This is a genomic window from Paenibacillus sp. J22P59, assembly GCF_059383895.1.
On record NZ_JBXENX010000004.1, the window covers coordinates 122,486 to 146,600 of the forward strand.

Here is a 24,115-nt window from a genome sequence, read left to right on the forward strand (position 1 = left end):
GCTCATCCTTTCATCATAGTCATTATTTTTATAGCCAGCGTATACAAGATAGAATTTTCCGTAATCCACAGATTAATGGAAATCGCATAGAGAACTAACGCTGAACTATTTATTATCAGCAGCGAAATGAATACGGCTTTGCTTGGTACACAGGTAAGCTTTTTCCATTTCCTAACAATGACAACGATCATAATTGCCAACACGATCATTACATACGGGATGTCCATTAATTCGCCTTCCTCGTTAAATTTTCCCTGTTCATTCCCAGGCGATAGATATTCGCCCCTGTCACCACTTCAAATTCACATTCCGAGAATACAGTGTCCCAGTTTTTGCTCCATTCCTTTTTCCATAGGGAAGGGTATGCACGGTCAGCATATTGTCCAAATCCAATTACATCGGCATTGTGGCGCTGCATAAGCCTAATTGCTTCTTTAAGTGAAGCGGACAGCTTCTTTTCTACCAGTTCTTCAATTGCCAGACGTTGTCCAATATCATCGTAATCCCGTTCTATATGGGTATCCTCGGATATGCTCACCTCTACGTTCGCATCAATGCGAAATCGAAGTTTAGTATCGTTCACCATCGGTTTGATTCGAACGTTGGCCTTACTAATTAGAACGCTGATCACGCCGCTCTCATCCTTTAAGGTTTCGTTATAGGGACGGAATCTTCCACTCAATAATCTTATTCCGTTGGCAGCATCACCTTTGGCGACGCCAACCATCTTGCCATCATGCGTCAAGGCAAATCCCATTATACCCACATCATTTTGCTCTTGCGTGGGAATCTTGCTCTCGATTACCGTTAAGTAAGGTAAGAAGGCATCCGAGCCTACTACTGATACTTTTGAAGCTACATCCTTCAAAGACACTCTAACCGTAGCATTCGATTGCAGAAGCTCACGCATGGACTCTGCTGAGAATCTTTCCAATGTCGTTTGTGTATTTAAGAGGTCCAACCCCTTTCCCTTGGAAACAACTATAAAGGAAGTCAACCGATTCTCAGGCAGGCGAGTAATGCTGTCCACTATCCAGCCAACTCCTTTAGTTTTGGCCAACTCCTCACCAATAATGAAAACTCTGCGGTGACCAAAATATAGCCGTCGGGGCAGCTCATTCTGAAGCTTGATAATCCCTTCTCTTATGGTGCTCCCTGTCTCTGTCTTAATCGCATAGGATTTTTGGCCACTGCCCCCGCCTCCTCCACTCCCAGCTGCCCCCATATTGCCAGGCAAAGGAATCAGGACACTGGTTCGTATCTTATCGCCCTCTATGTCTACAGCACTTGCTAATACAAAGGCCATATCATTAATTTCTGTACGATCCCAACAGCCTGATAACAGAAGAGGTGAGCAGACTATTAATAAAAACAGCAATAGCGATCGCTTATTCATGTTCATAACGCGAATTACCTGTTCCCTTCAAATTATCTTGTCTCACTTCGTTTTCTGGATTCAGAAAAGCAGGACGATTCTTCATTTTCCACCATGGTGACCTAATGAATACGTCCCTCCAATCTTTGAACGACACAGGCGACACAGGCGAGAAATAAGGAACGCCAAAGGAGGTAATTCTCGACATATGCGCTACAATAGCAACCGCTCCGATCAGTATGCCGAACACACCGAACAAAGAAGCAAGCAGCATCAAAGGAAAACGCAGCATTCTCAAAGATACGGCAGGGCTGTATCTGGGCAATGTGAAGGACGCTATCCCTGTCATGGATACGACAATAACCATAGCAGCAGACACGATGCCTGCCTGGACAGCCGCTTGCCCCACGACCAGCGCCCCCAATATGCTGACAGCTTGCCCGACGGTTCGCGGCAGCCTGATTCCTGCTTCACGCAAGGCTTCGAAGGAAATCTCCATGATTAATGCTTCGACTACCGCCGGGAATGGAATCGCTTCGCGAGAAGCAGCGATACTCAGCAGCAGATTAGTTGGAATCATCTCTGGATGATAGGTCGAAGCCGCAATATAAATGGCTGGCGCGAATAAAGCTACGAATAAGGCGCCAAACCGTAATAGTCGTAGAAGAGACCCTATTATAAATCTTTCATAATAATCCTCACTCGACTGCAGCCACTGAAAAAATCCGAACGGGGCAATTAGCACGAACGGTGTCCCATCTACCATAATGGCAACCCGCCCTTCCAGAAGTGACGCTGCCACTGCATCTGGCCGCTCTGTATTCTGAATTTGCGGGAATATCGAATAGCCTTGATCCTGTATGAGCTCTTCTATATAGCCGCTCTCCAGCACACCATCTATCTCAATTCGCTTGATTCGATTCACAACTTCCTCTACTAGCTTCGTGTTCGCGATCCCTGCCATATAACTAACGATGACATTCGTATTCGTCTCTCTTCCTACGACGAAGGATTGCATCTTTAGGCGGGGAGACTTGATCTTATTGCGAAGCAAACCCGTGTTCGTCCGAAGCGTTTCATTGAAGCCCTCTCTTGGTCCACGAACGACCGTCTCCGTCTCCGGCTCGGATACGCTTCGGCGTTGTCCTCCCCGGAGTCCCAAGCAGACAGCTGTATCGCAACCGTCTACGAAAAACCCGCTGTCTCCGGATAACACATTCACCAGAAGCTCCGCGTAGGTCTGAACCTCCAATGTCTGAACGACAGGCAAGGCTTGTTCCACGATATCATCTGCTTTCGAAGCATTTCCTTCGAATACCATGATGGATTGAAGAGCAGCATCAACCGCATCGGTCATCACCATGCCGTCGACGTAACAAATTAGCGCATTCGGGCCGTTCTGAATTTGGAAGCCCCGTATAACCACATCCGAGCTATCCTTGAACAGCTCTTCCAGCATTCGTCTATTACCCTCTACCGTCTTGCCAATCGGCACCTCTTTGAATTCCTGAATCGCATGGTGATCCAGTCTTCCTTCCTTTACATTGGTTTTTCTGGGCATAGTTTTTCACCGCCGGTCATTGTTTTGTAGTTATTTTCTTCCTATAGCACTTTATTTATGCAACAAATAGAGAAGCAGCATCTAACTGCTCCCTGTTATTGCACAAAAAAAATACGCTCTGGCCAGTAAGGCTCAAGCGTATTCCATCTCATTATTCCAATAATAATTCATGATTAGAAATAGCGATTCCGACTTTTTTTCCATAAGCAGAAGTGGATAACCGACCATCATTGCCGTTATAATAAACGGCTCCTGGCCGCAGTACAACTCCTTCGATTTCTACTATTCCGCGAATCACTACATCAATGCTCTGTCCGCCTTCGCCATCCGATGCAGCTACCCCAAGAGGTGTTAAATACGGTCTTCCTAATGACAGGCACTCTTCATCCTTATAGGCAATAGCAAACAGTTGATTCTGGGAGGCATCTGTGACAATGCAGAATGCTCGGGTATCATCTATCGGAAGAAATACAGGTGCAGCATCTGCTGACGTTGGGATAGCGTAATGTTGATCGCGCGGAGCTGTCCCGTCCAAAGGGGGATCCGTATCTAGAAATGCGGCATACACATCCTGATGGGGCAGTCCAACACTAGAAGTATTGCCGCTAGCCCATCTCGCTTTATAGAGGAAGACTGCTCTGCCGCCCATTCGATGAATATCCGTCATAATCGCCCGCATGCCTGCCTGCCGAATAATCGTATCGCCAGCTTGATATAGTGCTGAATCAAGGAAAGCATAGGAAGTCGTCTCCATTACCTCCAGATTGCTTCGGTCTGTCGTTAGAACAGCTGCTCTGCCATTACCATCGCCTATGATGCCGTGAGTCATCCGATTGCCGCCGATATCCATATAGAAACGTTGATGAACAAAAAGAACGCCATTATCATCAACTTCGATGAGGTGGGTAGAAATAGATTGCACAACTACTTTACGGCTAGTTATCCGTACAGCATGAAAGCTGCTTCTCTCATAATCAAGCGTTACAGAAGGTCCGAACGCAGTGAAGGAAGGGCTTCCTCCTGTATGGTCATACTTGAATACGCGGGCAATCAAATTCTGGCTGGGATTGCTTATCCCAACGACAAGAATCAAGCCCCCTGCCAACGGAAATAATCGACTGTCCAAATAAGGATCATTCATATCAAGGCTTGCTGTCATCTTGCTTGTTAATCCATCTCCGCTAACAGAGGCTACCATCACCTTTACTTCCTCATAGCCAGCCCCTCGCAAATATTGGTCTGAACCGTAGGCTGGTATAATCCTCTGTTTGTATTGCAATGCCAGCGTACCTGGAACTAATTCAATAACCGCAATATTGTCAACATGGCTATAAGAGAACGTATGCGAGACTAGCGGACGATACCCGCCCTCTTGCGGCTCGAATATAGATAGCTTGCCATGCCAAGTATCTCTTTCTCGATAGGCTAACGCGATATAGCCATTAGACATAACGATAGAGTCATAATAACGGCCATTACGATCAAAATCACCAGTCACTGACTGGAATTCTCCGATACCAGCAGTTATAAATCTTAGAGGTGACCAAGAATAGCGGAACAGCTTGATTCTGCTTGCTCCAGCAGCCACGAAGCTCCCTTCTGTTCCAGATGCACTGAGATAGAAGCTCTCCGCCCTGCAATCCTGATCCCATATATTAATGAGTTGTTCCTTCTCCTTGAACGCCTCGAATGCTTCCTGACTGGGCAAAGCACGGACCATAACCGTCTGGGTGTAATTATTATTATTAGGCGTCAGCGAATTAAAGGTCAGAGCGAATAATGAATGGCTCAGGGAAGTGAATGTCAGCTTATTGCTTCCACCGCTTACCCGATCAAGAATACTCTGCGAATACAACGGCTGCAGCTTGCTATCCGCCGTATCAAATACACAGAACACCAGCCTGCCAGGCTGCATATAAGTCGATTCACTATTGGGCTTGTACGCCAACATGAACCGGGTATCCGATATCTCGATAACATCGAAAACCGGATCTCGCAGCTCATCCTCAACTGCGTGAGAATAAAGATTAAGCTTATTCAGCTCTATCGTTGCATTGATAAGCTGCAGCACTCCCTCTTGCTTGTTCAGTATGACGAATCGATTGGATGTGAGCAGAAGATGCCTTAACGAGACTGATCTTAGGGAAGAGTTCGTTATTTGCTTGTCTCCCAGTGTGATTGTTGAGCCCTCGATTGATAACAATCTGGTCACCAGTTGAGAAGAGTTCTGCTGAAGCACATAACTGACGGCGAAACTCCCCGTTGCCAGCTTACTGAATGCAAAGCTGCTGCCTAGAAGACTATTTGTTTCGATCTCCAAGGGATATCCTTCGTACGTAAGCGAATCTTCAGAGCCAATGCTCACAATCACCGCTTTGAGCCTTTGCGGCGTCGCCTTATAGCATTGCCATGCCAGAACAAAGCTCGTAGAAGAAATGCTCTCGATTGCAGGCAATAGGGAAGTGTACAATTCAGCAACGAAGGGCTTGCCTAATTGGAGACCATCAGTGTCCCCCCAACGAATGACGATCAACACCCATTTGTCGGTATTATGCTCCAAATAGCATAGAAGGCCAGCCTCGCTTGTCAATGGACGAAACGTCAACAGATTCATTCCTTCAACGCCATAGATAGGAATCGTTCTGCTGCTCTCCACCAGAATCCCATCCGTTCCTACTCCCAATCTCGTGAGAATGATCGTACTCTGCGTCGTTGCGATATGAATAAATCCATTTGCATAGATAGGATGGATGACGTGGCTTTCCGCAACAGAGGGCAAATAAAGAACATCCGGACTGAATCTCGGAAGACTGCTGATCGGAGCCTTGGCGTTTTTATAAAGCCGATTATTAACAACGGAGACGATGTCGCCTTTTTGAATTGTCTCCCCTTGGGCAGCAGGAAACGATCGCCTTATAACTCCCGCGCTTCCGTTCATCATCCCCTTCAAAGAGCTATACAACCGAAATCACCTCGACTCCTGATATATCTAGAGATAATGCCCCTGCGACGGTCTGTCTTGCTGCAATTTTCGTCCCTTTGGGCAGCACCGTTTCGAATGTAATTTTGATCGTATCCTCACCGCTAATAGTTGTGCCAATACGCTGTGTTTCCGCATTTGCCAGCTTGCCTGGACGAATGACATATAATAGCAGCTTGGAGCCAACGGGCGTGGTGTTATGAATGACAATGCTCTTCAATATCGTTTTTTGACTGAGGGTTACTAGATCCGTGATTGCAACGGCCGGTTGCCCAGCATACAGATCAATCGCTGTGTAGACTTCATAGGGCATTCGCCTTTACACCTCCATCCAGTGCAGGCAAAGCATGTTGCTTAGCTTGATATTCAATTCCAATTCCAGCCTGTCCATGCGTGCTTCCGCCTCGTCCAGCGCCGTATTAACCTTCTGCGCTCCTGCATACAGGCTGTCAGGAGCGGCCGGGTCCAAATTAATGCGGTTCGGATTACTCATTCTCTTCACCCGCTTCTCTAAGATAACGTAACCATCAGCCGCCTCGCCCTAGGTGTTTCAGCTCTGCTAGCTTCCGTATTTGACTGCTTGATCCGGATTCGAACCTGTTTTTTGGCAGTAGCCAGTGTCGCTTCATACTTGTATTGCGTGTACTGCCCAATGAACTGCTTGGCGACCTCCGCCCCCAACGGATGCCATGCAGCCCCATCGTCCGTACTGTACTCCACGCTCTGAGCGGTCCCCGACGGCGTGTGGAAATCTACGTAGATCGTTAACTTAGTAAAAGGATCATTGACGAACCATTGCTTGCTAATATAAACACCCGCCGGTTTGAAAGCCAATGCTGCAGCTCCGATGGCTTCCGTCTGAATGACGGGCGAGCTTTTTTTCGTTCCGCTTAACATCGCCCTTACTTGAATATCCTTCGTCGGATGGCCAAGACCTGTTACGCCTGTATCAGCTAGCGCATACCAATCCTCTCCATCCGATGACCATTGCCATTGCAAATTGCTGCCCTGCGGCACCAACTGGCTAGTGGATAAGAGCAGTTGAGAGGCTGCTGTCGAGAGCTTAAGTCCCTTGAAATATAGCTGGCTGCTCGTACTCTTGAATTCAGCCGCATATAGCCTAAATTTCAAATCCATATCCTGATGCGCTGTCCAAGCTGTCGCGTTCGAGCTGGAGAAAAGAAGGCCAACTGCATAGGGCTGTCTGGATACGATATTGCCGCTGATTAGATCCTTGCCGCTCATGCGAGCCACGAATAATCGGTACTGGCTTGATCCAGTCAGTATAACGATGGCGTATTCAATATTGGCTTGAAGCAGAATGGGATCTGCGAACGTTACTTTTGTCGGAACATCTCCCTTTAATGATGTCTTAACCGAAGGGGCCTCCATTACTTTCGAGGCGAGAACAGTAGTACCGGGATAGCCATTCACAACGTCTCGCAGCTGGATCGTTACAGGCTTATCATCGTCCTTCGTTTCGAAGAACAAGTCTACGCTCGTGACAAATCTCTCTTCAAGCAGCAGGAACGTCTGGGCGAGCGGATCAATCTGGTTCCACCATGGCACCTGCCAGAAGGTCTGCTCAATAATTTGCCTTCTGCCCACTCCTACATAAGACGTTCTTGATTCATTCTGAATTTGAGGCTCAGCCACTGCAATACCTCCTATACGTAATTAAATATCCGCACTTCTCTCGTTCCAGTACGTATCTGGTCTGGAATTGTGAACAAAGCGGTGAATCTGCCTAAGCTATTTGCCTTTACCGTACCTGGCTTCGTTCCGGCCTCCGAGCCTGCTGCCGGACTTAGTGCGATCGCTACGCCGTCGAACGTCGCTTGCAGATTGTTGCTATGGGGCTCGAACCCTTCACCATGCACCGTAACAACTCTTCTTCTAATAAAGGGAACATTCTCATCTAGAATGACCCTTGTTTCCGTACGATTGCCGCTCCACCATGCATCCCACCAGCCCCACACGGTTTGATGAATATAAGTAGTCTCCACCCATGAATCCTGAGATGGGGTTAGACGCATAGTCGCTTGCGAGCCGAATACCTGATACGGGTTAACATTCAATGATTCTGTGCCATGGCTCTGATCCAGTACAACCTGCTCTATATAATCCATCGTAAGGAGTCTCTCATGCTGTCTTACCGACTCTCCGCTCTCGAAGTCCAATTGAATGAACTGCTGGATCGCTGGGAGCTGCAGTGTCTGATTCACTGGATCGATCATGGAGTCGAAGCCCTCTCTTGTTACGTCAGATCGCTCGAAGTTGGTAAAGTTATCGGAGAATATCCCTTTCTTCGCTAGCATAGGGTCAGCAATTTGAGCTGTCCGATCCAGCTCCACCAGTGCCTGGTTGTACTCTGCCCGTTCCAGTCGGTCAAGAAGAGAGCGAAGCTCCAGCATGGTAAGGCGTTTGGGCTTATAGTTAACAACTCTCACCTCGGTACTGGCCGGGGGAAAATAGAGCTCGCCAAGCTCCAATATATCCGGCGGCACAGGCGGAGCTGGCGGATTGACATCCGACTGTCCCGACACAATTCTGACTTGCCCGTCAGCAGTCAAGTAGAAGGCATCCTTACGAGCTAGGTAGTAATCATAAGTGACATTAAATATAGAGCCATCTACAGGCCGATCCTTAGCTAGCCAAGCAACAGTATGATCACCGTCCAGTTGATAATCCTCACCTTGAATCATCGTCTTCATATAATCATAGGTGGCCTGATAGGTCTCACCGATTCCAGGCTTGTCCATCCCTATAGACCAATCGATATGATTGCCCGACAGCTTGTAATCCCTGCCCTTAACGAAGGTCTTCGCTCCCTGCACAATACTGATAATATCAACAACTGCATTCTGGAGGAGCGGATCATGCTGATCGGCAGAATTTTGTCTGGTCATGATCATATTGGACAAGCGGACCTTCGCTGTCAGCTCCGCAATGGCCTTAACCGGTCTGCTGTTGAGCGCATAGAGACTCGTATTATTGGCATAGCTTTTCACTTCATCGGCTACTCTTCTCGTATCCAACGCCTTGGGCAGCTTGCTTCTCGTCGGAACCAGACGGTTGATCTCATAGCCTTGAACATACGCCTTTCCCGCCTCAATAACTAGATTGATGTGGTCACTGCCCGCAGGCTCAATAAAACCGTCCATTCCTGATACAAGGAAGCTGCCGCTCGTATCATGTGTTCTTCTGGCTAGCACCGGTGTGAACCCTTCCAATTCGGGCGGGACCTTGGCGGATACAACCTCCCCATCCACAAGCCGATACATCGGTATGGCAGCTGCATCATTCAGCACCCAATCCGGAGAAGCGATTAGCCGATCCATACCCGGGGAGCCAAAGTTTGCGTAACCGACCGCCGGGTCGAGCAGCTCTTTCTCTGTCTCAAAGGTTACGGTTCGATAAATAATTTTGAGCCCGATCACTTCTTCTCCCTCGGACGTTATCGGAATGCTTTTTTCCCCAATGTCATGAATTACGCCGTCGAAATAAACGGTAGCAGGAAAAATAATAGCTGTACGATCCGGCTTAATATAAATCTGGCCGCCTTCGATAATATGGCCGGAGCCGAATATGACATCTCCCATGCGCTTATCGCGATGCAGCGACAAGGATTGGATCTCATTCAATTCGGCAGCCTGCAAGCGCCTGCCAGTCTGAGCTTGCAAGGAGACCCAGCGCTTGGCCGGATCAAAACGATTGTATACACTCATCCTGCGATCCTCCTAAACAAGATGCCCTTACTGGGCTATATAGCTGCAGCCAATGCACTTGAGCCTCTATCAGAACTCAACAATAAACTCAAGATATTCCCGCTGATCCGCCGTTCGATGAATTGGAGAGCGATTATTGACAATCAGAGCGTATCCCTGACTGTCTACCTCCTCAGGCAATACGGCCAGCTTACCCGGCGGCGTATCTGCACGGAGCTGCAGTCCCGTTACAATGGCACTTTGCCGATAGCTGACGGCTGGCAGCTCGTTGCCTGTAAGCCATGCTGCGACATAGACCCAGCGAGTGAAGCTCTGCGATGCTTCCTCCTCAGAGATTAGCTTCCACCTTTGCTCGAATTGGATAATATCTCCTTGGCTATCGGGCATGATGAAACGTACCTTTTCTGCTTTCTTATAGCCAACCGGCTCGATAAGCTGCATAGAGCTCGATACTTCGGGAACGCTGTCCGCCTCATTCCATGGCGTAGGCTTGCCAATGCCGATCCAGACATTATCCGTATGAACGAGATGAAGCGCTTGAAAGGTCCTCATGCCAGCCACCGTCGCCGTATAACTGACTCCCATCTATTGTCCTCCTCAGGTTAAGTCATTACTGTAATGTGTGATCTCTGAATACGGAAATCATCCTCTAAGTAAGTAGTTTGATCGGTAAAAAATACATTTGGAGACCACCAAGCGGATCTAGAAGCTTCAGTTTTACTTATATAATAAGAAGAGTTAAGAAGACCCGTACTTACCTGTACGCCGCTTAGCTCCTCATAAGAAAGCTTCGTTGCCCGATCTGGACCCAGATAGAGGCTTCTTAGTGTTCCGGTACGAGGATTCGTCAGCTTGACGGCTTGCTTCAACGTAACGGCCAGCCAATACTTGAATCCGGCAAAGCCGCTAATCTGAATCAAATTGCGAACAATGCTCACTTGATCAGGATTGACGTAGATTGCGGTGATTAATGGACCATAGAATTGTCCATCGGGGAATACGGCGTCATCTCCTGACAGCGTATATCCATCCTCTGGACTTAAACGATGGGTCTCTACTGCGGACAATCCCAATGCCTGCAAGGTCTCCATATTCAGCGTTCCCGAGGAACGCAGCTTGGCGAGCAACGCTTCTCTCGAAGACTCTTTCAGCTCTTGCTGCCATAAGTAGATCCATTCCTCTGGCGTCTCTGACAGGAATAAGGAATGAAGCAAATGACTATCAACGTCGGGTATATCCGGCCATGAAGCCTCCATTATGGCATTCATTTGCCTGCTTTCCTGATAGTAGTCAGGCAAATAACGCATCAGCGGAGTCGTCATACGACAATCACCTTCGCTTCCAAGCTATGGTCAATCGGCAGCGTTCGATTCTGCTTTGGTTCGAGCACGGAAGCATCCGCCGCACCTGCGGTAATCAATGCCGCCACTATTTTGGATATATAGATCGTGCCGCCAATATTCACCGTCCGCAAATATTTATATACCGCATTTTTCGCTAGGGATTCCTCCAGACCGATGACTTTTACTTTTACATCCAACTTCTCTGGCACTACCTTTTTCACGCACACGTCCACCCCGAGCGGCTTCTTCAGCTCAATAAGACGACTGACATCCTTGCAGATCTGATCAATGTCAGCAGCAGCGCCGATAACAACATCAACTGTACCGAGTCCGCGGGCGAAGTTGACGGCTTCTGCATAGGTCACGCCTGTCACCGATAAAGCCCAGCGCTTATAATCTGATTCCGTACCGCCATGCTCCGGATTGCGCTTCTGATACAAAATGCGTTCCCTGAGTACCTCGTCAGCCTCCTGATTCAAGCCGCCTGCAGCCGGTAGCATATTATTAACCGTCCATATATCCTTCACAGGATCGAACAATAGACGAATCATGTCGGCGTTGACATTCCCGATCAATCCCGGCTGTCTGCACCTCGCCATCACGGTCGTTCTGCCATTGCTGCCAATAACCGCTTCCGCTATCGTAACAAAGGAAAGATCAGAGTTTGCTATGCCGAGCGTAGTCCCTTCTGGGATAACCGCATTTACAATGCCCGTCAACTCCAGCTCCACCTTTGCCGATGCCGCAGGGGTACGCTCAAGACCATAATCCTTCGCAATCAAATCAAGGAAACGCCCCTCCGCTGTTACAGCGAAGGCTTGCTCCAGAATACTGCGAAATTTGCTCTCTTCCATCCATAGCTGCATGGCAATTGGCGCCAGCGCATCATAGATAATCGAGCCTTCACTCTTATCCAGCTTGTCATCGACCCTGTCTAGCAGCTGCTGCAGCTTCGACTCGAAGCTGAGCGTATTCGCTCCTTCCAAGCTACAACACTCCTTCATACCGCACAGTACCTTGGGACGAGTCCACCCGAAAGGCAATGGCAACCTCATCCTGCACCGAATGAATAGTAAAATCATAGACACGGCTGATCCGTTCATCATACAGAAGCGCCTCTGTTACCATTCGGATCATCTCCACTCTAATAAAGCCTTGGGAATAGGGCTTGCCGAGCATATGCAGAATCTCGCAGCCATAATCCTTCGAATAGATCGGGTAATTGAATCGAATGGTTTGGATCGCTTTATGAATGAATTGTTTAATCGCATCAAGACCGTCTATCCGTCTGCCAATTTCACCTGTCTCCATATCCAAATGATAGGTTTGAAGGGCCGGGGTTTTGCTGACAATTACATTCGGAAATTGAACATCAGGTGTCAGACCCATTCGCTGGCGCCTCCCTTCGACGGTTAATATTGAACGATCCGATCGATAATAAAAAACTTCTGTCCGCCCTCGAAGGAGATTACCATCACTTTGTCGCCCTTTTTCAGCAAGTCATCCTTCTTCTCCTCGTTCAGGTAATGAAGCTCACCCTCCTTCATCTCGAAGTTACGGCTCGCCAAGGCAACGGAAACATCAGCCGTATGAACATGGCCGTCCACTGGTGACGGGGTCATATTCGCCACCGGGAATTTTTGCGTCTGGATTTCTGTTTTTCCCTTATTCGTAATGTTAACCATACGCTTCACCCGGCATAGATGCTCTGCTACAACGATCAGCTCCTTCGGTATGATCAGCTTATCGCTGCCCTTGAGCTTAATCTTCAAGTCAGGGGCATCTGAGACAACCTCGGCTTCCATCAGCTCCGGAAGCTTCAACGATTGTATGCTTTTTAAGCTATGCTGCTTAATGATCTGCCCCAGCGACATCGCGCTTCACCTTCTTTGCCATCATGTCATTTCTGTTAATGCTAGCGACATCGTATGATGCCTGCCTTTGAATTGGTGGCTATCTTCCTCGACCGCATAAGCCTGCTCAAGGCCAAGCTCCGCTATCTTCACGATAATGACCGTTCCCGATACGACATCGGGAAGACCCAATACTTCATCCAGCCGCAGCGCCTTCTTCACCTTGCCCTTTGTCTGCAGCATCCGATCAGCAGATTCCTGCAGCTGAGCGCGATTGACCTTCGTCTTCACCTTCTCATAATGCTGCAGCACGCCAAATTCCTTCTGCAGCGACTTGTTCTCTGCGGTAGCGATAATCGTCTGCTTCTCTTCCCCGCCCACCAGCTTCACCTTAGTAATAGTGTTCTCAATCGACTCATCATAAGAATAATCAATCAGATTCATGCCGGACTCGATGACCCATTGCCTGCTGTTCTCCTTATAAGGCACCAACTCTACCTTACCAGCCCTCGAATACAGAGAATACCTGATTCCCTTATGCTTAAAGGTGATCTCAAGCGCCTTCTTCACCATATCGAACAAAGTTTCCTCGTCGCAGACCAAATAAGAAATAACATGACCGGTATCCTTAATCATGCCTGCCTCAATGGAGAAATCCGAGCATAGCCTGCTTAAGATGGTAGAAGCCTTCATGCTGGTGAACACGTAAGAATCCTTGTTGTTCGTCAAATAGATGAGCTGATCATAGGCAGTAAGACTAAGCTTGCCAGGCTTGTACTCGGCATGGAATACAATGCCGCGGAACAGCTCTTCTTCACCATGAAGCAGCAGGATGCCGCTGCCATTAACAATAGGCTCCAGCGTTTCACCACCCTCAGCGGCATGGACAAGACTGACGGCCAGCTTGCGAACTGCCTTCTGGGAGGTTCCTGACCACTCCACGCTTTCAACAAGCGGTGTCATATCCTTGATGCTGCCGCCCTCAATGATCAACACTTGAATTGGAAGTTCAATCATGGAATGACCAGCACCTGATTTGATCGAATCTGGTAGGGCGGCTTAATGCCATTCGCCGCGGCAATTTTCTCATAGGAGACCCCAACACGGCGGTCTATCGTCCATAATGTATCGCCCGCTTTTACCGTGTAAGACCTCGGCTTTACCGTCTGATCCGGACGCTGTCCTTTGCTGCTGATCTCAGCCGTAGTCTGGCCCTTCTCTTGCCTCGTCTTCACACTTCGCGATTTTCTGTACTTATATTCCTGGAGCGTGAGCTCATAATAAATCGTTCCGATATCTCCTGCCTTCTCTTGGTAAGAAAGTGATTCAATTGTCGCAGGTACGGTAATATCGAGGCCTTCCGGATTAATGACAATGAATTGAATCGGAAATCCGCTATTTTTCCATCGTTCGATTAGATCAATGGCCTGCCAGGGCTCCGGAATATTCTTATAGATACAATAAGGCCCATAATGCTTCGGAAATTGGGAAGACAGCTCATAGGTTTTCAGAACGGGATCTTGAATAACCGTCACCTGTCCGAGCTTCTGCACAGATACGGTCTCATTGGCTGAGCCAATCGATACCTTTAATTCCGGAGGATTGACGGGGAGGCAGATGCCCTCTTCCGCGTTGTTATAAGTGAGCCAAATCTCAACCGACATAGACGCCCTCCCCTTCTGTCAACAGATCCTCCTCCAGCAGCCGCTTCAATTTCTCAATGAACCGATTCTCATCCGCCTCATCATGGACATGCATCTCCCCGACCATATTCGCAATCTTCACTGATTTATTCTGATTAACAGTGCCAGCTCCGCCCCCGCTGTATGCGTGCAGCATTGAAGCTTGCTGCTCTGTAGAGAGCTGTCCGCCGCGATAATCATTCGCTTGTCTCGCAGTAAGCACCATCTCGCCCTGATGCAGCTCCGCCATATAACCATTGAAAGGCACATGGTTCAATCCGAGCTTATGGCTTCCATCTACCTTCTGCACGGAAAAGCTGACCGCGGCTTGGTTGCCCGTAAATATGCTCCTCACAGCGTCCATTATTTGCGATACCTTCTGCATGAGCGGGCCCGCCATCTGCTCAAAGCCAAGTATAAGACCATCCATGAATTGTTGCCCGTAGGACATCGCCGATTGAACAAGCCCATTCAGAACGTCGTACACGATGCGAGCTCCCCAAGCAAAAGACCCGATAATAATTCCCAGCATCAAAGTTGTAAACTCCGAAATAGAAGAGAGAGCGGACGAAATAGCCCCTCCTACAGCAGCCATCTTGCCTACAACCGACAGGTACATAGAATCTAGCGCATCAGTCACGGCTGCTGCGGCTGCTTTCCAGCCTATATCGAACAAATTCTCCATTACCGTAATTGCATTTGATAGATAGGTCTCAATCTCGGTTATTTTATTCTGAATGCTAATAACTACAGAAATGAGAGCCTGCAGGGCAGCCATTTTTATAGCAAACGCAGTCTTATCAAAAAAAGAGAGCATTGCCGAGCCTAATTGCTGAAGATAGCCTGCGAATGCCGACAAGGATTGCAACGTAGAAGTAATCGCCTCCCCTATTCGCTGGCCAGCAGCTATAGCGATAGCAGCACCTTGATTCAAGGCCGCATATACGATATTCCAAATCGGCACGATAGCCGCCTCAATTGTTTGTCCGAGCTGGGAGATGCCTGACACATAGCCCATCACGAAATTAATGGCATGGCCTGCAGCCGTCGAAGCGAAGCCTTGCAGCAGACTGCCGACTTTGCCTAGTGCGCCTGCAATCGCTTTCCTTATCGTCTCTATCGCCCCAAGGTGATCACCCGCCGCTCCTTGCCAGACCCCTGCGAATATACCCCGGAGCATCTCCATGCCCGCCGCTCCGATTCCGATAATGGTATCGAATGTTGCTGACACGATACCGCTCACCGATTGAAAAGCTGCCTTCACGGTATTCCCAATAAACAAACCGATTGAGCCTGCAATACTCGCCATTCCAGTCCATATAAGCGAGTAGAGCTGAAGCACAGTCGCCATAGTACTGGAGACAATCGTCCAGATCTGCTGGAAGACATTGCTGACTGCTGCTCCTATCTTAGCTGCCAACGCCGTTGTATCAGCAACGATATTGCTCCAGGTCTGTTTCGTCCATGCACTCAAATCCGCATATAATTGCTTCGCGTCCGTTATAAACTGTGTGATTGCCTGCTTCGCTGCCTGATAGGAGGATATGATCCAGGCGATTGCATCAGCCGTAATATCTCGAATGCCAAGCCAATTGCCCGTCCATGCGGCAGTTAAGAGGCCAATTGCTGCGACAATCCAGAAGATCGGATTGGATAGCAGGGCGACAGCAACACCGATTCCTGAAATAATAGAAATGACCGTCGTAATGACCGTAAAAGCGGCAAAAGCAGCGATTAGCCCATTCAGTATAGGCTTTAGTGTCTCGAAGTTGGCACCCACCCAATCGAGCGCCTTCTCCAGCCAGCCGAACACAGGCTGCACCACATCGACCATCCATAAGAAGCATTTAACGAGTACATCGACCGTCTTGGCAGCGATATCCTCCAGCTTCTTGAAGCCGCCGTTCTTGAGCCAATCTACAAGCCGCTGCATCACTGGCTTAACTTTATCCAGTGCAGCTACACCTGCATTCTGCAGAGAGCCTTTGACACCTTCCGTGATAATTTCCCACATCCCGTTGGCTGACGCATTCAGCTTATCCCCGCCGCCTTGGAACCACTTGTCCGCCTCCTTCAGAAAGGTATTCCAGCCCTGTTTCTTAAACTCCAGACCGAACCCCTTCATCTTGGAGTAATCACCCTTCTTCGCATCGCCGATTGCCTCCATCGCTTCTTCAATCGACTTGCCGGGGTTAAAGGCAGCCATATCCTCCGCCAGCTTGACGAGCTGCATCGCTTTACCCGTGTCACCCTTCGTCAGCTTGATTGCTTTCATCCCGCCTGCTAGCACCTGATCAGCAGAGAAGGCGGTCATCTGCGCATTCTCACGCAAAGCGGTCCAATAATCCGCGAATGATTGTTCCAAAGCCTTAGCGCTTGCGGGACCTTTCCCCTTGGCTCCACTGCCCGGAGGCTTTAGCCTGCTCGTCAGAAAATCAAAGCCGATCTTGCTCGACTCCATATCTGCCGCTGACACTAATGTCGCATTCGCAAAGCTGGTGAGCGCACCCGAAATGCCAAGAGAGCCTACCGCTTCATTCATAGACTTCATATTCTCTCCCAGCTTCTCATTGAAGCTTTTGGCTCCTGCGCTGAGCTTGCTCTTGAATCCCTTCAAGCCTGTACTAAGCTTGGAGAAGCCTTGCTTGGTGGAGCCCAGACGCGCATTCAGCTTGGTCCCGAAATCGACCAGGAACTTTACGGCAGCCATCCTAGCCTGTCACCTCCTTCCCTGCAGCTAACAAGGTTTCTTATCTTCGTTTAGCTGCCCGCTCTGATTTGCGCTCGGCATCCATTTCTACAAACTCCGAGGCATAAATAAACGCGCGGTGGTAATCATCCATTCCCCACAGGTCCTGGGGAGCAATATGATGCTTTTGCCACACCCGATGAGACATGAGCGCATGATAATCACCACTGCGAATTAGTTTTTTGCGTCATCCACCAGATCTTCGAAGTCCGTATCGAAGCCATTCACTCGCTGTACTGCTTGAATCAATTCGGCATACTCGCCGCCTACATTTAGTATCTCCTTCACAAGATCGCTGGGATCTACGAGACCATAGCTGCTTAGCAGCTCAGGATCGCGGAAGTTTGGATAGACCGTTGTTTCCACAGCAAGCCGGCAAGCAAATCGTTTCCAGTCGACCTCTTCGCCAATCTTCTTTCCCTTCTTGAACTGCGGCACTGTACATTCATCCTGCAAATCTTCAATTCGTTTCGTATCCACCGCTTTGAGCGTGAAGGGGATGGGGCTTCCGTCTTCCGCCGTATAGCGTTTGGACACAATCACCTCTTCAAGAACAGCCTGCTTGGCCTTTCCTTTCATGAACACATCCATCGTCTTCGTTGTCGTTGTCATATACATCCTCCTTCTAGTGTCCTATCGAAATATCCGTTCCTGATAGCCTTCGTCGGCTGCTGCGATTATTCAAACGATTCGTTCAGCGACTCCGGTATTTCCGCACCCTCGAAGGTGAACGGAATTTCCTCCTCTAGCGCCTCCGCCTCGACATTGAACTGTCCTATCTTCACTGAGTCAATATTGCAATTCAGCAGCGTTACTCTTTCCTTCCCTCGTCCCGAGCCAGGGTCATCAAGTACTCCTTGCAGCGTGAAATAAACATCTTTGCCTGTAGTCGCATATTCAAGCAGCATATTCGAGAATTTCGTCGTAACCTTATATAAGGTCAACGTCCCGGTGCCGCTTAGGCTAGTCGTTTTCTTGCCCATCCAGCGATTTCCAAGAATAGCGATATCGATTTTATTCTTCTCAATCGTTGCCTCGAAGGATTTGGCGTAGCCAATCTCCTCACTATCGAGAAATAGTCTCGCCTCCCGCCCGTTGATCGTATTATCCGCACGAAATTTGGCCATCGTTTATCGAACCTCCACGGTAAAGAAAAATTTCTCCATACTGTCGACTGGCTGAATCCCCAAATTAACATGAACCTCATCGCCAACCGATCTTACCGGATCAATCTCAAAATCCTTAATAAAATCCACATTCTGAATCGCCCCGGCGTCCTGCAGGTCACGCAAATATTGATTGGCAGCCGCTTTGAGCAAGGCCTGGCCATCCGCATTGTTATCCATTTTGCCGATGTAGCTGTCGTTTGCCACCTTTGCAAAATCATTCGCAATAGCGTCTAGAACACGTACGACCCGGTTCTTGGAGAACCTTCCGTTACGCGTCTGGGAATAGGTAACGAGCGAGTTAATATCCTGCTCGACCTTCACCTTCACACCATCATGCACGAATACGAATTGACCTCGCTTGAGCGCATTGATCACCTGACTGTTCTTCAGTCTCGGATTCGCATCCACTGCCCCTTCGTATGGGCTATAAGTATTCGATTGGATAATCGAAGCGCCAGCCGTTGCCCCGGCAACCCATGCGACAGCATCGGTCGCTGTAAGCTCCGTGCCATCAAGCAGCACTACACCGTTGCCAACACTGACAACGCCTTCGTAATCCGCTATGTTCAGGAAGGCACCATCCTTCAAGGTTCCGGCAATTACGCCCTGAATTTTCTTTCCTTCCTCTTCACGCATCCTCTTGATGAACGAAATAAAGGAAATCTTCAGGTTGGCATCCTCGAAGGGATAAGCGATCACCTCAAAATGCTGGGTTTCCGTCGCCTCCAAGTAGGCTGTATGCTCAGCCCCCGTAACCGTGCCATCCGTTCCCCCGAGCAGCGGTGTTCCTGCGGTTTTCTCTACTGCTCCAGTTCCAGAAAAAGCTACCCATGCATTTGCTCGAAGCTCCGAGCTAGTACTGACAACCTGCTGATCAACCACTCGTCCATTAAGCAGTGTCTTAACCAGCTTCTTCGCATCCCCTGAAGGATCATCTTCCGCTGTAACTGCAAGATCATTGCCGCGCGTACCTGTATGAAGAGCTGTCGCTGTCGTTGTATTAGGCTCAGCTCCAAAAGAAGCCTTCGCTTGCAATCCGACATTCAGCCTATAGATAAGAAGGGTCTTCGCCCGCTTCTTGGCCTCACGTACTTTTCTCACTTGCGGATCATTAATGTCGTAACCAAGCAGCTCCAGCACATCGCCATCCTTCTCGATTCGCAGAAACTTATGAGATTCTCCCCAGCTTAGAGCAAGCGGCATGGTTACCGTGCCTCTGTCTCCTGATTTGATCCGCTCAAGCGCAGCAATCTTGAAATTCATATATAATCCAGGTCTTACCTTCTCAACACCTTGAATCCATGTGCCTCCAGCCATCGTTATTTAACCTCCCTATGCAAATAAGCCGTAATCTTTTCTTGAGCTTCCACAATCGTATATTCCGAATGATTGGAACCGTATAAGGCACCATCCACAATCTCGGGATTCACTTGAAATAATTGCAAAGCATTGCGTCTTAAGCTAGCTGCTGAGTAGCGCGTCTCAACTGCTGGTGCTTCTACAACGGTCTTCTGTATGGGCTGCTCTTGCTGTGAAGCATCAGCCTTCCGCGGTCTCCCCATTGGTCTTCACCCTCTCCACGAGTATTAATTTATTTATTCGTTCATTGCTTTCTCTGTCATAGCTAACCTGTCTTGTCCATGTTAGCGTCAGCTCTGCTTCACCGGGACCTGCCATCTGCAGCTCTAATTGTTCGATTCGCAGGAGGATATCTGTCACATTCTCCTCCTCATCCACTAGTGGAATCCGATACTTGGAATAGCGGATTCCATCCGCTATGGCTTCTGCTGCCACAAACGCTTCGCGGTCTGTTTCATGGCATACTTTTATAACGAGCGTATACCTTTTGCGAAACGAGCCTAGCGTACCGGGACTGTCTACAATGCGCGGAGGCGGAAAACAGAGCGCAGGAATAGCCTTCTCAGGTGGAACGTCTCCCATATAGATCTGCGCACTAAAAAATTTTGTGCAATAAACCGCGATAGCATCCATGTCGGCAAACAATCCATCATCTCCTTACCGTTTGCGCCCTTTGTGGCGGATTCCACTCTCACCTCCACCTGAAAGAGCCACCCTTGCCGGATGGCTCTATAAATGTTCTGTTTAAGTGTAATCCGTTTGCCGCTCATTATCGGTATAGGTTTCATTCAGATTCAGCACGACAATCGCCCAATAAAAGTTTAAAGAAAGATCACTGCTTGCTTTACCCCACCGCATAGGGAATATGGAGTGAGGGAATTAACCATAGATACAGAAAGAACCTTCCTATCCACTATCAAAGTGGAAACGAAGGTTCTTATTTAACCCTTACTACGTATAGCGTTTTCTCTATAGGAAAAGCTTCCTCGGCGGAAGCTCGTATTCATTCATTTGAGGTTACAGCATATTAGCAGCCTTCAAGATCGTGGTCAAGGTATGAATGGCGCGTGATTTGTAAAGGTCATATGTGCTTTTCGGTATTTTTAGAACAAACTCATAGAGGTACTTGTCTTTTTTCTGTTCAAAAAAGCATTTCGTTAATATTTCCTTCCCTTCATACGGCAAGGCTTCCAGAGCCCGTTCGATCGCCTTGCATTTCCAAGCATATTCAGATAGATGAGCGGTGCTGCCATCCCATACCGATATGTCTACTGTGGCTTTCATCGCCGGGTACATCTTCAGCAGTTGCTTAACCCTCATCCGTTCCTCTTCAGAAACGACCGCTTGCAACAGTTCCATCACATCATTCCTCCACCGGCAGCTTTACTAAATCACGCTTCTTTCTTCATTGGATTATTTATTCCAACCCAGGCTCACCACCGCCTTTTTTGAGGTATGCCTAATTTTATCAAAAAAACCTTTTTTGTGAAGAGGAAGTTTGGACGATTTTATCGTTACTATTTTATTTATTGCCTTTTAATGTTTGTGAAATAAATCACTAATTCACAATTTCGACATTGTTATTTTATCCAATGTAGCTTATGATAAGAGCAATTACACATTGTGATATTTTTCACACTTTTTAACGAACATTGTGAAATAAATCACGTTTCCTTTTTAAAGCACAGCTCCACCCATTCCTTTTGAAGCGATTTTGTTTCACAAAATTTAAACCTATGCTTTCGAAGTAATTTTGCTTCGCAAAATTTAAGCCTATGCTTTCGAAGTAATTTTGCTTCGCAAAATTTAAGCTTCGCAAAATTTGAAGGAGGTTCCCCCTATGAAAATTGCAGTCATCGGATGTACACATGCAGGAACAGCAGCTATTACGCAAATGGCCAAGCTTTACCCAGAAGCTCAGATTAACGTTTATGAAAGAAACGATAATATCTCCTTCCTCTCGTGCGGAATTGCACTGCATGTAGGGGGTGTCGTTAAGCATGCCGAGGATTTATTCTACTCGTCGCCAGAGCAACTGGCCGCAGTCGGCGTCCATACGTATATGCGCCATGACGTGCTCGCCGTTGATACAGATAACAAAACAATAAAGGTGAAAAACTTACTAACAAATGAAGAACTCATAGATACTTATGATAAGCTCATTGTCACTACAGGATCGTGGCCGATTATTCCGAAGATGGAAGGCATGGAGCTTGATAATATTCTTCTATGCAAAAACTATAGCCACGCACAGACTATTATCGAAAAAGCCAAGCACGCTACCAACATCACAGTGATCGGAGCAGGCTATATCGGAATCGAACTGGTCGAAGCCTTCGAGCAGCTTGGCAAAAACGTCACGCTAATTGATAATATGGACCGCATTTTGTTCAAGTATCTGGATCGCGAATTCACGAATCCAATCGAATCGGAGCTTGCAGGCCACGGGGTAAAGCTAGCCCTTCGGCAAACTGTACAAGCATTTAGAGGAGAGAACGGCGCTGTTAACCGCGTTGTCACTAACCGAGGCGATTATATGACCGATCTGGTCGTTCTCTGCATCGGCTTCCGGCCGAATACTGAACTGCTCAAAGGACAGGTTGACATGCTGCCTAATGGCGCCATCCTTGTCGATGAATACATGCGCACTAGCAAAGCAGATGTATTCGCCGCAGGCGACAGCTGTGCGGTTATGTACAATCCAACCGGAGAGCATGCCTATATTCCTCTCGCAACCAATGCCGTACGAATGGGAACGCTGGCAGCCAGAAATTTGCTTCAGCCTACTGTGAAATATTTAGGGACTCAAGGGACATCGGCGATCAAAATTCATGACTTAAACATCGCTTCGACCGGCATGACCGAAACAGCAGCCATTGCTGCGGGATTACATGTGAAAACTGTCACAATAGAGGAAAATGATCGTCCTGAGTTTATGCCTACCTATGATAAGGCGCTTTTAAAAGTAGTCTATGAGGATATAGGGGGCAGAATCGTTGGTGCACAGGTATTATCGAAAGCGGATCTTACACAATCGATTAATACACTGTCGGTCTGCATTCAGAACCGCATGACGATGGATGAACTAAGCTTCGTCGATTTCTTCTTCCAGCCTCATTATAACAAGCCTTGGAATTTGCTTAATCAAGCTGGCTTGCAAGCTATTTAACCCGTCAACCTGTAATCCCAAAAAGCAGAAGCACCTGTCATACCGCTCATTCAGCGGTATGACAGGTGCTTCTTCGGTGTTGCAGGTGTTCTAACTATTTCAGCGGTATTGCAGGTGCTTCTGATGTTATGTGCTATGCTACTCACTTATTCGTACTACAAAAGGTATCGTCAGCACATCGCCATTTCTCTTGAATTGTCCCCATATTTTGTAGATCCCTGCCTTCGGAAACATCGTTGCGAACTTCGGGCCAGTCGATCGCTCGTCCAGAGGATGCACATGCAGGTACTCCTCCAAATCCTCACTTATAATAACGACATGCCCGACAGCGCCTAGGTAAGTCTCAAGATCAGTTATTGGCTTGCCCGTGGAGCCATTCGTGAATGAGAAGGTCAGCTCCGTCTCATCTCGCGCCTTAGTGGAAGACAGCGACAAAGCTACGGCATTGTCCTCCACTTTCTGGATGAGCTTGCTGTCTGCCTTCAAGGGCGACTCTTTGGAGCGTTGTCCATGTACTTGAACAGTTGTGCTCACCATCTGCTGCCCCCAACCTATCGGTATGAAATCAGCAATCAGCTTATACGCCCCTCCGGCTGGAAACTTCAAATCTGCTGTGAATCTTCCTGATCCCTGATCTATAGGGTGGACATGGCTGAAATAGCTTAGATCCTCGCTGACAATGATTAGATGCAGCTTCTTCTCATGATTTGTCGCAAAGCTTCCCAACCGCTCTCCCGTCGCTGTAGTCACCGTTAATTCAAGAAGAGATTCCTTACCTGCAATTGGCTCCCCGTTCGCAAAGCTCCATTTGGCCTTGGCGTTCTCGGCAGTATGTCCCTCATGCAAATTTCCAACAGTTGGATCTGACTCCGCACTTCCATGCTCAGCATGTTGCTCATGAACCGGTGACTGAGAATGACTCCATCCAGAGAGAATCATTACCATTGCCAGAGCTGTAACTGCTGCTATCATCTTTATTGTTCTTTTCCGCATATGCATCTTCCTTCATCTGTCTCTATTATCTGATAATATACCCCACTTGGGTATATTTATACGCAAAAAAAAAGAGCATGCTTACCTTTGAGAGAGGCGAGCTCTTCTTGTTTTTATTGCTGTAAAAGATTAATCTTCAGAATTTCTTCAGAAA

At 48.0% G+C, this 24,115-nt stretch carries 25 protein-coding genes; 1 reads left to right on the forward strand and 24 read right to left on the reverse strand.

What is annotated here, in order from left to right:
• Positions 1 to 2 precede the first annotated feature (2 nt).
• From AC50YO_RS07990 to AC50YO_RS08100, 23 genes are all read right to left on the reverse strand, one after another.
• The gene (locus AC50YO_RS07990) at positions 3 to 227 is read right to left on the reverse strand and encodes a hypothetical protein (protein WP_494845641.1); all 225 of its coding nucleotides are present in this window, start codon (positions 225 to 227) and stop codon (positions 3 to 5) included.
• Complete coding sequence (locus tag AC50YO_RS07995; RefSeq protein ID WP_494845646.1) at positions 227 to 1,396, reverse strand: Ger(x)C family spore germination protein; 1,170 nt, start codon at positions 1,394 to 1,396, stop codon at positions 227 to 229. The genes AC50YO_RS07990 and AC50YO_RS07995 overlap by 1 nt, the downstream gene beginning before the upstream one ends.
• Complete coding sequence (locus tag AC50YO_RS08000) at positions 1,389 to 2,936, reverse strand: spore germination protein (protein WP_494845648.1); 1,548 nt, start codon at positions 2,934 to 2,936, stop codon at positions 1,389 to 1,391. Before AC50YO_RS08000 ends, AC50YO_RS07995 begins: the two co-directional genes overlap by 8 nt.
• A 151-nt stretch (positions 2,937 to 3,087) precedes the next feature.
• The gene (locus AC50YO_RS08005) at positions 3,088 to 5,877 is read right to left on the reverse strand and encodes a hypothetical protein (RefSeq protein ID WP_494845650.1); all 2,790 of its coding nucleotides are present in this window, start codon (positions 5,875 to 5,877) and stop codon (positions 3,088 to 3,090) included.
• A gap of 13 nt (positions 5,878 to 5,890) precedes the next feature.
• Positions 5,891 to 6,229 (reverse strand): hypothetical protein, encoded by a 339-nt coding sequence (locus tag AC50YO_RS08010; protein WP_494845652.1) that lies wholly within the window; start codon positions 6,227 to 6,229, stop codon positions 5,891 to 5,893.
• A gap of 6 nt (positions 6,230 to 6,235) precedes the next feature.
• On the reverse strand, positions 6,236 to 6,409 hold the full coding sequence (locus AC50YO_RS08015) for a hypothetical protein (protein WP_494845656.1): 174 nt from the start codon (positions 6,407 to 6,409) through the stop codon (positions 6,236 to 6,238).
• Positions 6,410 to 6,426: 17 nt separating this feature from the next.
• A complete protein-coding gene (locus AC50YO_RS08020; RefSeq protein ID WP_494845660.1) occupies positions 6,427 to 7,572 on the reverse strand; it encodes a hypothetical protein in 1,146 nt (381 codons plus the stop codon).
• 11 nt (positions 7,573 to 7,583) lie between these two features.
• Positions 7,584 to 9,644 carry a DUF4815 domain-containing protein gene (locus AC50YO_RS08025; RefSeq protein WP_494845662.1) on the reverse strand — a complete coding sequence of 687 codons (2,061 nt, stop codon included), beginning with the start codon at positions 9,642 to 9,644 and terminating at the stop codon, positions 7,584 to 7,586.
• Between the two features lie 69 nt (positions 9,645 to 9,713).
• The gene (locus AC50YO_RS08030; protein WP_494845664.1) at positions 9,714 to 10,229 is read right to left on the reverse strand and encodes a BW3TFN family phage tail fiber component; all 516 of its coding nucleotides are present in this window, start codon (positions 10,227 to 10,229) and stop codon (positions 9,714 to 9,716) included.
• Positions 10,230 to 10,246: 17 nt separating this feature from the next.
• Positions 10,247 to 10,966: a hypothetical protein gene (locus AC50YO_RS08035; protein WP_494845667.1), complete on the reverse strand. Its 720-nt coding sequence runs from the start codon at positions 10,964 to 10,966 to the stop codon at positions 10,247 to 10,249.
• Entirely contained in the window at positions 10,963 to 11,973 is a 1,011-nt protein-coding gene (locus tag AC50YO_RS08040) for a baseplate J/gp47 family protein (RefSeq protein ID WP_494845671.1), read from the reverse strand. The genes AC50YO_RS08035 and AC50YO_RS08040 overlap by 4 nt, the downstream gene beginning before the upstream one ends.
• Position 11,974: 1 nt before the next feature.
• Positions 11,975 to 12,376 (reverse strand): DUF2634 domain-containing protein, encoded by a 402-nt coding sequence (locus tag AC50YO_RS08045; RefSeq protein ID WP_494845673.1) that lies wholly within the window; start codon positions 12,374 to 12,376, stop codon positions 11,975 to 11,977.
• A gap of 23 nt (positions 12,377 to 12,399) precedes the next feature.
• Positions 12,400 to 12,861 carry a DUF2577 family protein gene (locus tag AC50YO_RS08050; protein WP_494845675.1) on the reverse strand — a complete coding sequence of 154 codons (462 nt, stop codon included), beginning with the start codon at positions 12,859 to 12,861 and terminating at the stop codon, positions 12,400 to 12,402.
• Positions 12,862 to 12,882: 21 nt separating this feature from the next.
• Positions 12,883 to 13,857: an XkdQ/YqbQ family protein gene (locus AC50YO_RS08055; protein ID WP_494845678.1), complete on the reverse strand. Its 975-nt coding sequence runs from the start codon at positions 13,855 to 13,857 to the stop codon at positions 12,883 to 12,885.
• Positions 13,854 to 14,504 (reverse strand): LysM peptidoglycan-binding domain-containing protein, encoded by a 651-nt coding sequence (locus AC50YO_RS08060; RefSeq protein WP_494845681.1) that lies wholly within the window; start codon positions 14,502 to 14,504, stop codon positions 13,854 to 13,856. The genes AC50YO_RS08055 and AC50YO_RS08060 overlap by 4 nt, the downstream gene beginning before the upstream one ends.
• Positions 14,494 to 17,232 carry a phage tail protein gene (locus AC50YO_RS08065; RefSeq protein ID WP_494845686.1) on the reverse strand — a complete coding sequence of 913 codons (2,739 nt, stop codon included), beginning with the start codon at positions 17,230 to 17,232 and terminating at the stop codon, positions 14,494 to 14,496. The genes AC50YO_RS08060 and AC50YO_RS08065 overlap by 11 nt, the downstream gene beginning before the upstream one ends.
• A gap of 40 nt (positions 17,233 to 17,272) precedes the next feature.
• A complete protein-coding gene (locus AC50YO_RS08070) occupies positions 17,273 to 17,419 on the reverse strand; it encodes a hypothetical protein (RefSeq protein ID WP_494845690.1) in 147 nt (48 codons plus the stop codon).
• Positions 17,420 to 17,445: 26 nt separating this feature from the next.
• Positions 17,446 to 17,883: a phage tail assembly chaperone gene (locus tag AC50YO_RS08075; protein ID WP_494845694.1), complete on the reverse strand. Its 438-nt coding sequence runs from the start codon at positions 17,881 to 17,883 to the stop codon at positions 17,446 to 17,448.
• 65 nt (positions 17,884 to 17,948) lie between these two features.
• Positions 17,949 to 18,398 carry a phage tail tube protein gene (locus tag AC50YO_RS08080; RefSeq protein WP_494845696.1) on the reverse strand — a complete coding sequence of 150 codons (450 nt, stop codon included), beginning with the start codon at positions 18,396 to 18,398 and terminating at the stop codon, positions 17,949 to 17,951.
• A 3-nt stretch (positions 18,399 to 18,401) separates the two neighbouring features.
• Complete coding sequence (locus AC50YO_RS08085) at positions 18,402 to 19,757, reverse strand: phage tail sheath family protein (protein WP_494845699.1); 1,356 nt, start codon at positions 19,755 to 19,757, stop codon at positions 18,402 to 18,404.
• A 2-nt stretch (positions 19,758 to 19,759) separates the two neighbouring features.
• Positions 19,760 to 20,002, reverse strand: coding sequence for a YqzN/YkzM domain-containing protein (locus tag AC50YO_RS08090; protein ID WP_494845701.1), 243 nt, complete (start codon positions 20,000 to 20,002; stop codon positions 19,760 to 19,762).
• A complete protein-coding gene (locus AC50YO_RS08095) occupies positions 19,980 to 20,381 on the reverse strand; it encodes a hypothetical protein (RefSeq protein ID WP_494845705.1) in 402 nt (133 codons plus the stop codon). Before AC50YO_RS08095 ends, AC50YO_RS08090 begins: the two co-directional genes overlap by 23 nt.
• 435 nt (positions 20,382 to 20,816) lie before the next feature.
• Positions 20,817 to 21,158 (reverse strand): hypothetical protein, encoded by a 342-nt coding sequence (locus AC50YO_RS08100; protein WP_494845708.1) that lies wholly within the window; start codon positions 21,156 to 21,158, stop codon positions 20,817 to 20,819.
• 481 nt (positions 21,159 to 21,639) lie between these two features.
• Here AC50YO_RS08100 and AC50YO_RS08105 point away from each other — a divergent pair, with 481 nt between their 5' ends.
• Complete coding sequence (locus tag AC50YO_RS08105; RefSeq protein WP_494845714.1) at positions 21,640 to 22,968, forward strand: FAD-dependent oxidoreductase; 1,329 nt, start codon at positions 21,640 to 21,642, stop codon at positions 22,966 to 22,968.
• 138 nt (positions 22,969 to 23,106) lie between these two features.
• Here the strand turns inward: AC50YO_RS08105 and AC50YO_RS08110 are convergent, their stop codons facing one another.
• On the reverse strand, positions 23,107 to 23,961 hold the full coding sequence (locus AC50YO_RS08110; protein ID WP_494845719.1) for a DUF8832 domain-containing protein: 855 nt from the start codon (positions 23,959 to 23,961) through the stop codon (positions 23,107 to 23,109).
• Positions 23,962 to 24,115: the final 154 nt, after the last annotated feature.

What these genes read in the sequence shown, in the direction of transcription:
- AC50YO_RS07990 (WP_494845641.1), bottom strand. Translation starts at nt 227, where the DNA reads ATGGACATCCCGTATGTAATGATCGTGTTGGCAATTATGATCGTTGTC.
- AC50YO_RS07995 (WP_494845646.1), bottom strand. Translation starts at nt 1,396, where the DNA reads ATGAATAAGCGATCGCTATTGCTGTTTTTATTAATAGTCTGCTCACCT.
- AC50YO_RS08000 (WP_494845648.1), bottom strand. Translation starts at nt 2,936, where the DNA reads ATGCCCAGAAAAACCAATGTAAAGGAAGGAAGACTGGATCACCATGCG.
- AC50YO_RS08005 (WP_494845650.1), bottom strand. Translation starts at nt 5,877, where the DNA reads ATGATGAACGGAAGCGCGGGAGTTATAAGGCGATCGTTTCCTGCTGCC.
- AC50YO_RS08010 (WP_494845652.1), bottom strand. Translation starts at nt 6,229, where the DNA reads ATGCCCTATGAAGTCTACACAGCGATTGATCTGTATGCTGGGCAACCG.
- AC50YO_RS08015 (WP_494845656.1), bottom strand. Translation starts at nt 6,409, where the DNA reads ATGAGTAATCCGAACCGCATTAATTTGGACCCGGCCGCTCCTGACAGC.
- AC50YO_RS08025 (WP_494845662.1), bottom strand. Translation starts at nt 9,644, where the DNA reads ATGAGTGTATACAATCGTTTTGATCCGGCCAAGCGCTGGGTCTCCTTG.
- AC50YO_RS08030 (WP_494845664.1), bottom strand. Translation starts at nt 10,229, where the DNA reads ATGGGAGTCAGTTATACGGCGACGGTGGCTGGCATGAGGACCTTTCAA.
- AC50YO_RS08035 (WP_494845667.1), bottom strand. Translation starts at nt 10,966, where the DNA reads ATGACGACTCCGCTGATGCGTTATTTGCCTGACTACTATCAGGAAAGC.
- AC50YO_RS08045 (WP_494845673.1), bottom strand. Translation starts at nt 12,376, where the DNA reads ATGGGTCTGACACCTGATGTTCAATTTCCGAATGTAATTGTCAGCAAA.
- AC50YO_RS08050 (WP_494845675.1), bottom strand. Translation starts at nt 12,861, where the DNA reads ATGTCGCTGGGGCAGATCATTAAGCAGCATAGCTTAAAAAGCATACAA.
- AC50YO_RS08055 (WP_494845678.1), bottom strand. Translation starts at nt 13,857, where the DNA reads ATGATTGAACTTCCAATTCAAGTGTTGATCATTGAGGGCGGCAGCATC.
- AC50YO_RS08060 (WP_494845681.1), bottom strand. Translation starts at nt 14,504, where the DNA reads ATGTCGGTTGAGATTTGGCTCACTTATAACAACGCGGAAGAGGGCATC.
- AC50YO_RS08065 (WP_494845686.1), bottom strand. Translation starts at nt 17,232, where the DNA reads ATGGCTGCCGTAAAGTTCCTGGTCGATTTCGGGACCAAGCTGAATGCG.
- AC50YO_RS08070 (WP_494845690.1), bottom strand. Translation starts at nt 17,419, where the DNA reads ATGTCTCATCGGGTGTGGCAAAAGCATCATATTGCTCCCCAGGACCTG.
- AC50YO_RS08075 (WP_494845694.1), bottom strand. Translation starts at nt 17,883, where the DNA reads ATGACAACGACAACGAAGACGATGGATGTGTTCATGAAAGGAAAGGCC.
- AC50YO_RS08080 (WP_494845696.1), bottom strand. Translation starts at nt 18,398, where the DNA reads ATGGCCAAATTTCGTGCGGATAATACGATCAACGGGCGGGAGGCGAGA.
- AC50YO_RS08085 (WP_494845699.1), bottom strand. Translation starts at nt 19,757, where the DNA reads ATGGCTGGAGGCACATGGATTCAAGGTGTTGAGAAGGTAAGACCTGGA.
- AC50YO_RS08090 (WP_494845701.1), bottom strand. Translation starts at nt 20,002, where the DNA reads ATGGGGAGACCGCGGAAGGCTGATGCTTCACAGCAAGAGCAGCCCATA.
- AC50YO_RS08095 (WP_494845705.1), bottom strand. Translation starts at nt 20,381, where the DNA reads ATGGGAGACGTTCCACCTGAGAAGGCTATTCCTGCGCTCTGTTTTCCG.
- AC50YO_RS08100 (WP_494845708.1), bottom strand. Translation starts at nt 21,158, where the DNA reads ATGGAACTGTTGCAAGCGGTCGTTTCTGAAGAGGAACGGATGAGGGTT.
- AC50YO_RS08105 (WP_494845714.1), top strand. Translation starts at nt 21,640, where the DNA reads ATGAAAATTGCAGTCATCGGATGTACACATGCAGGAACAGCAGCTATT.
- AC50YO_RS08110 (WP_494845719.1), bottom strand. Translation starts at nt 23,961, where the DNA reads ATGCGGAAAAGAACAATAAAGATGATAGCAGCAGTTACAGCTCTGGCA.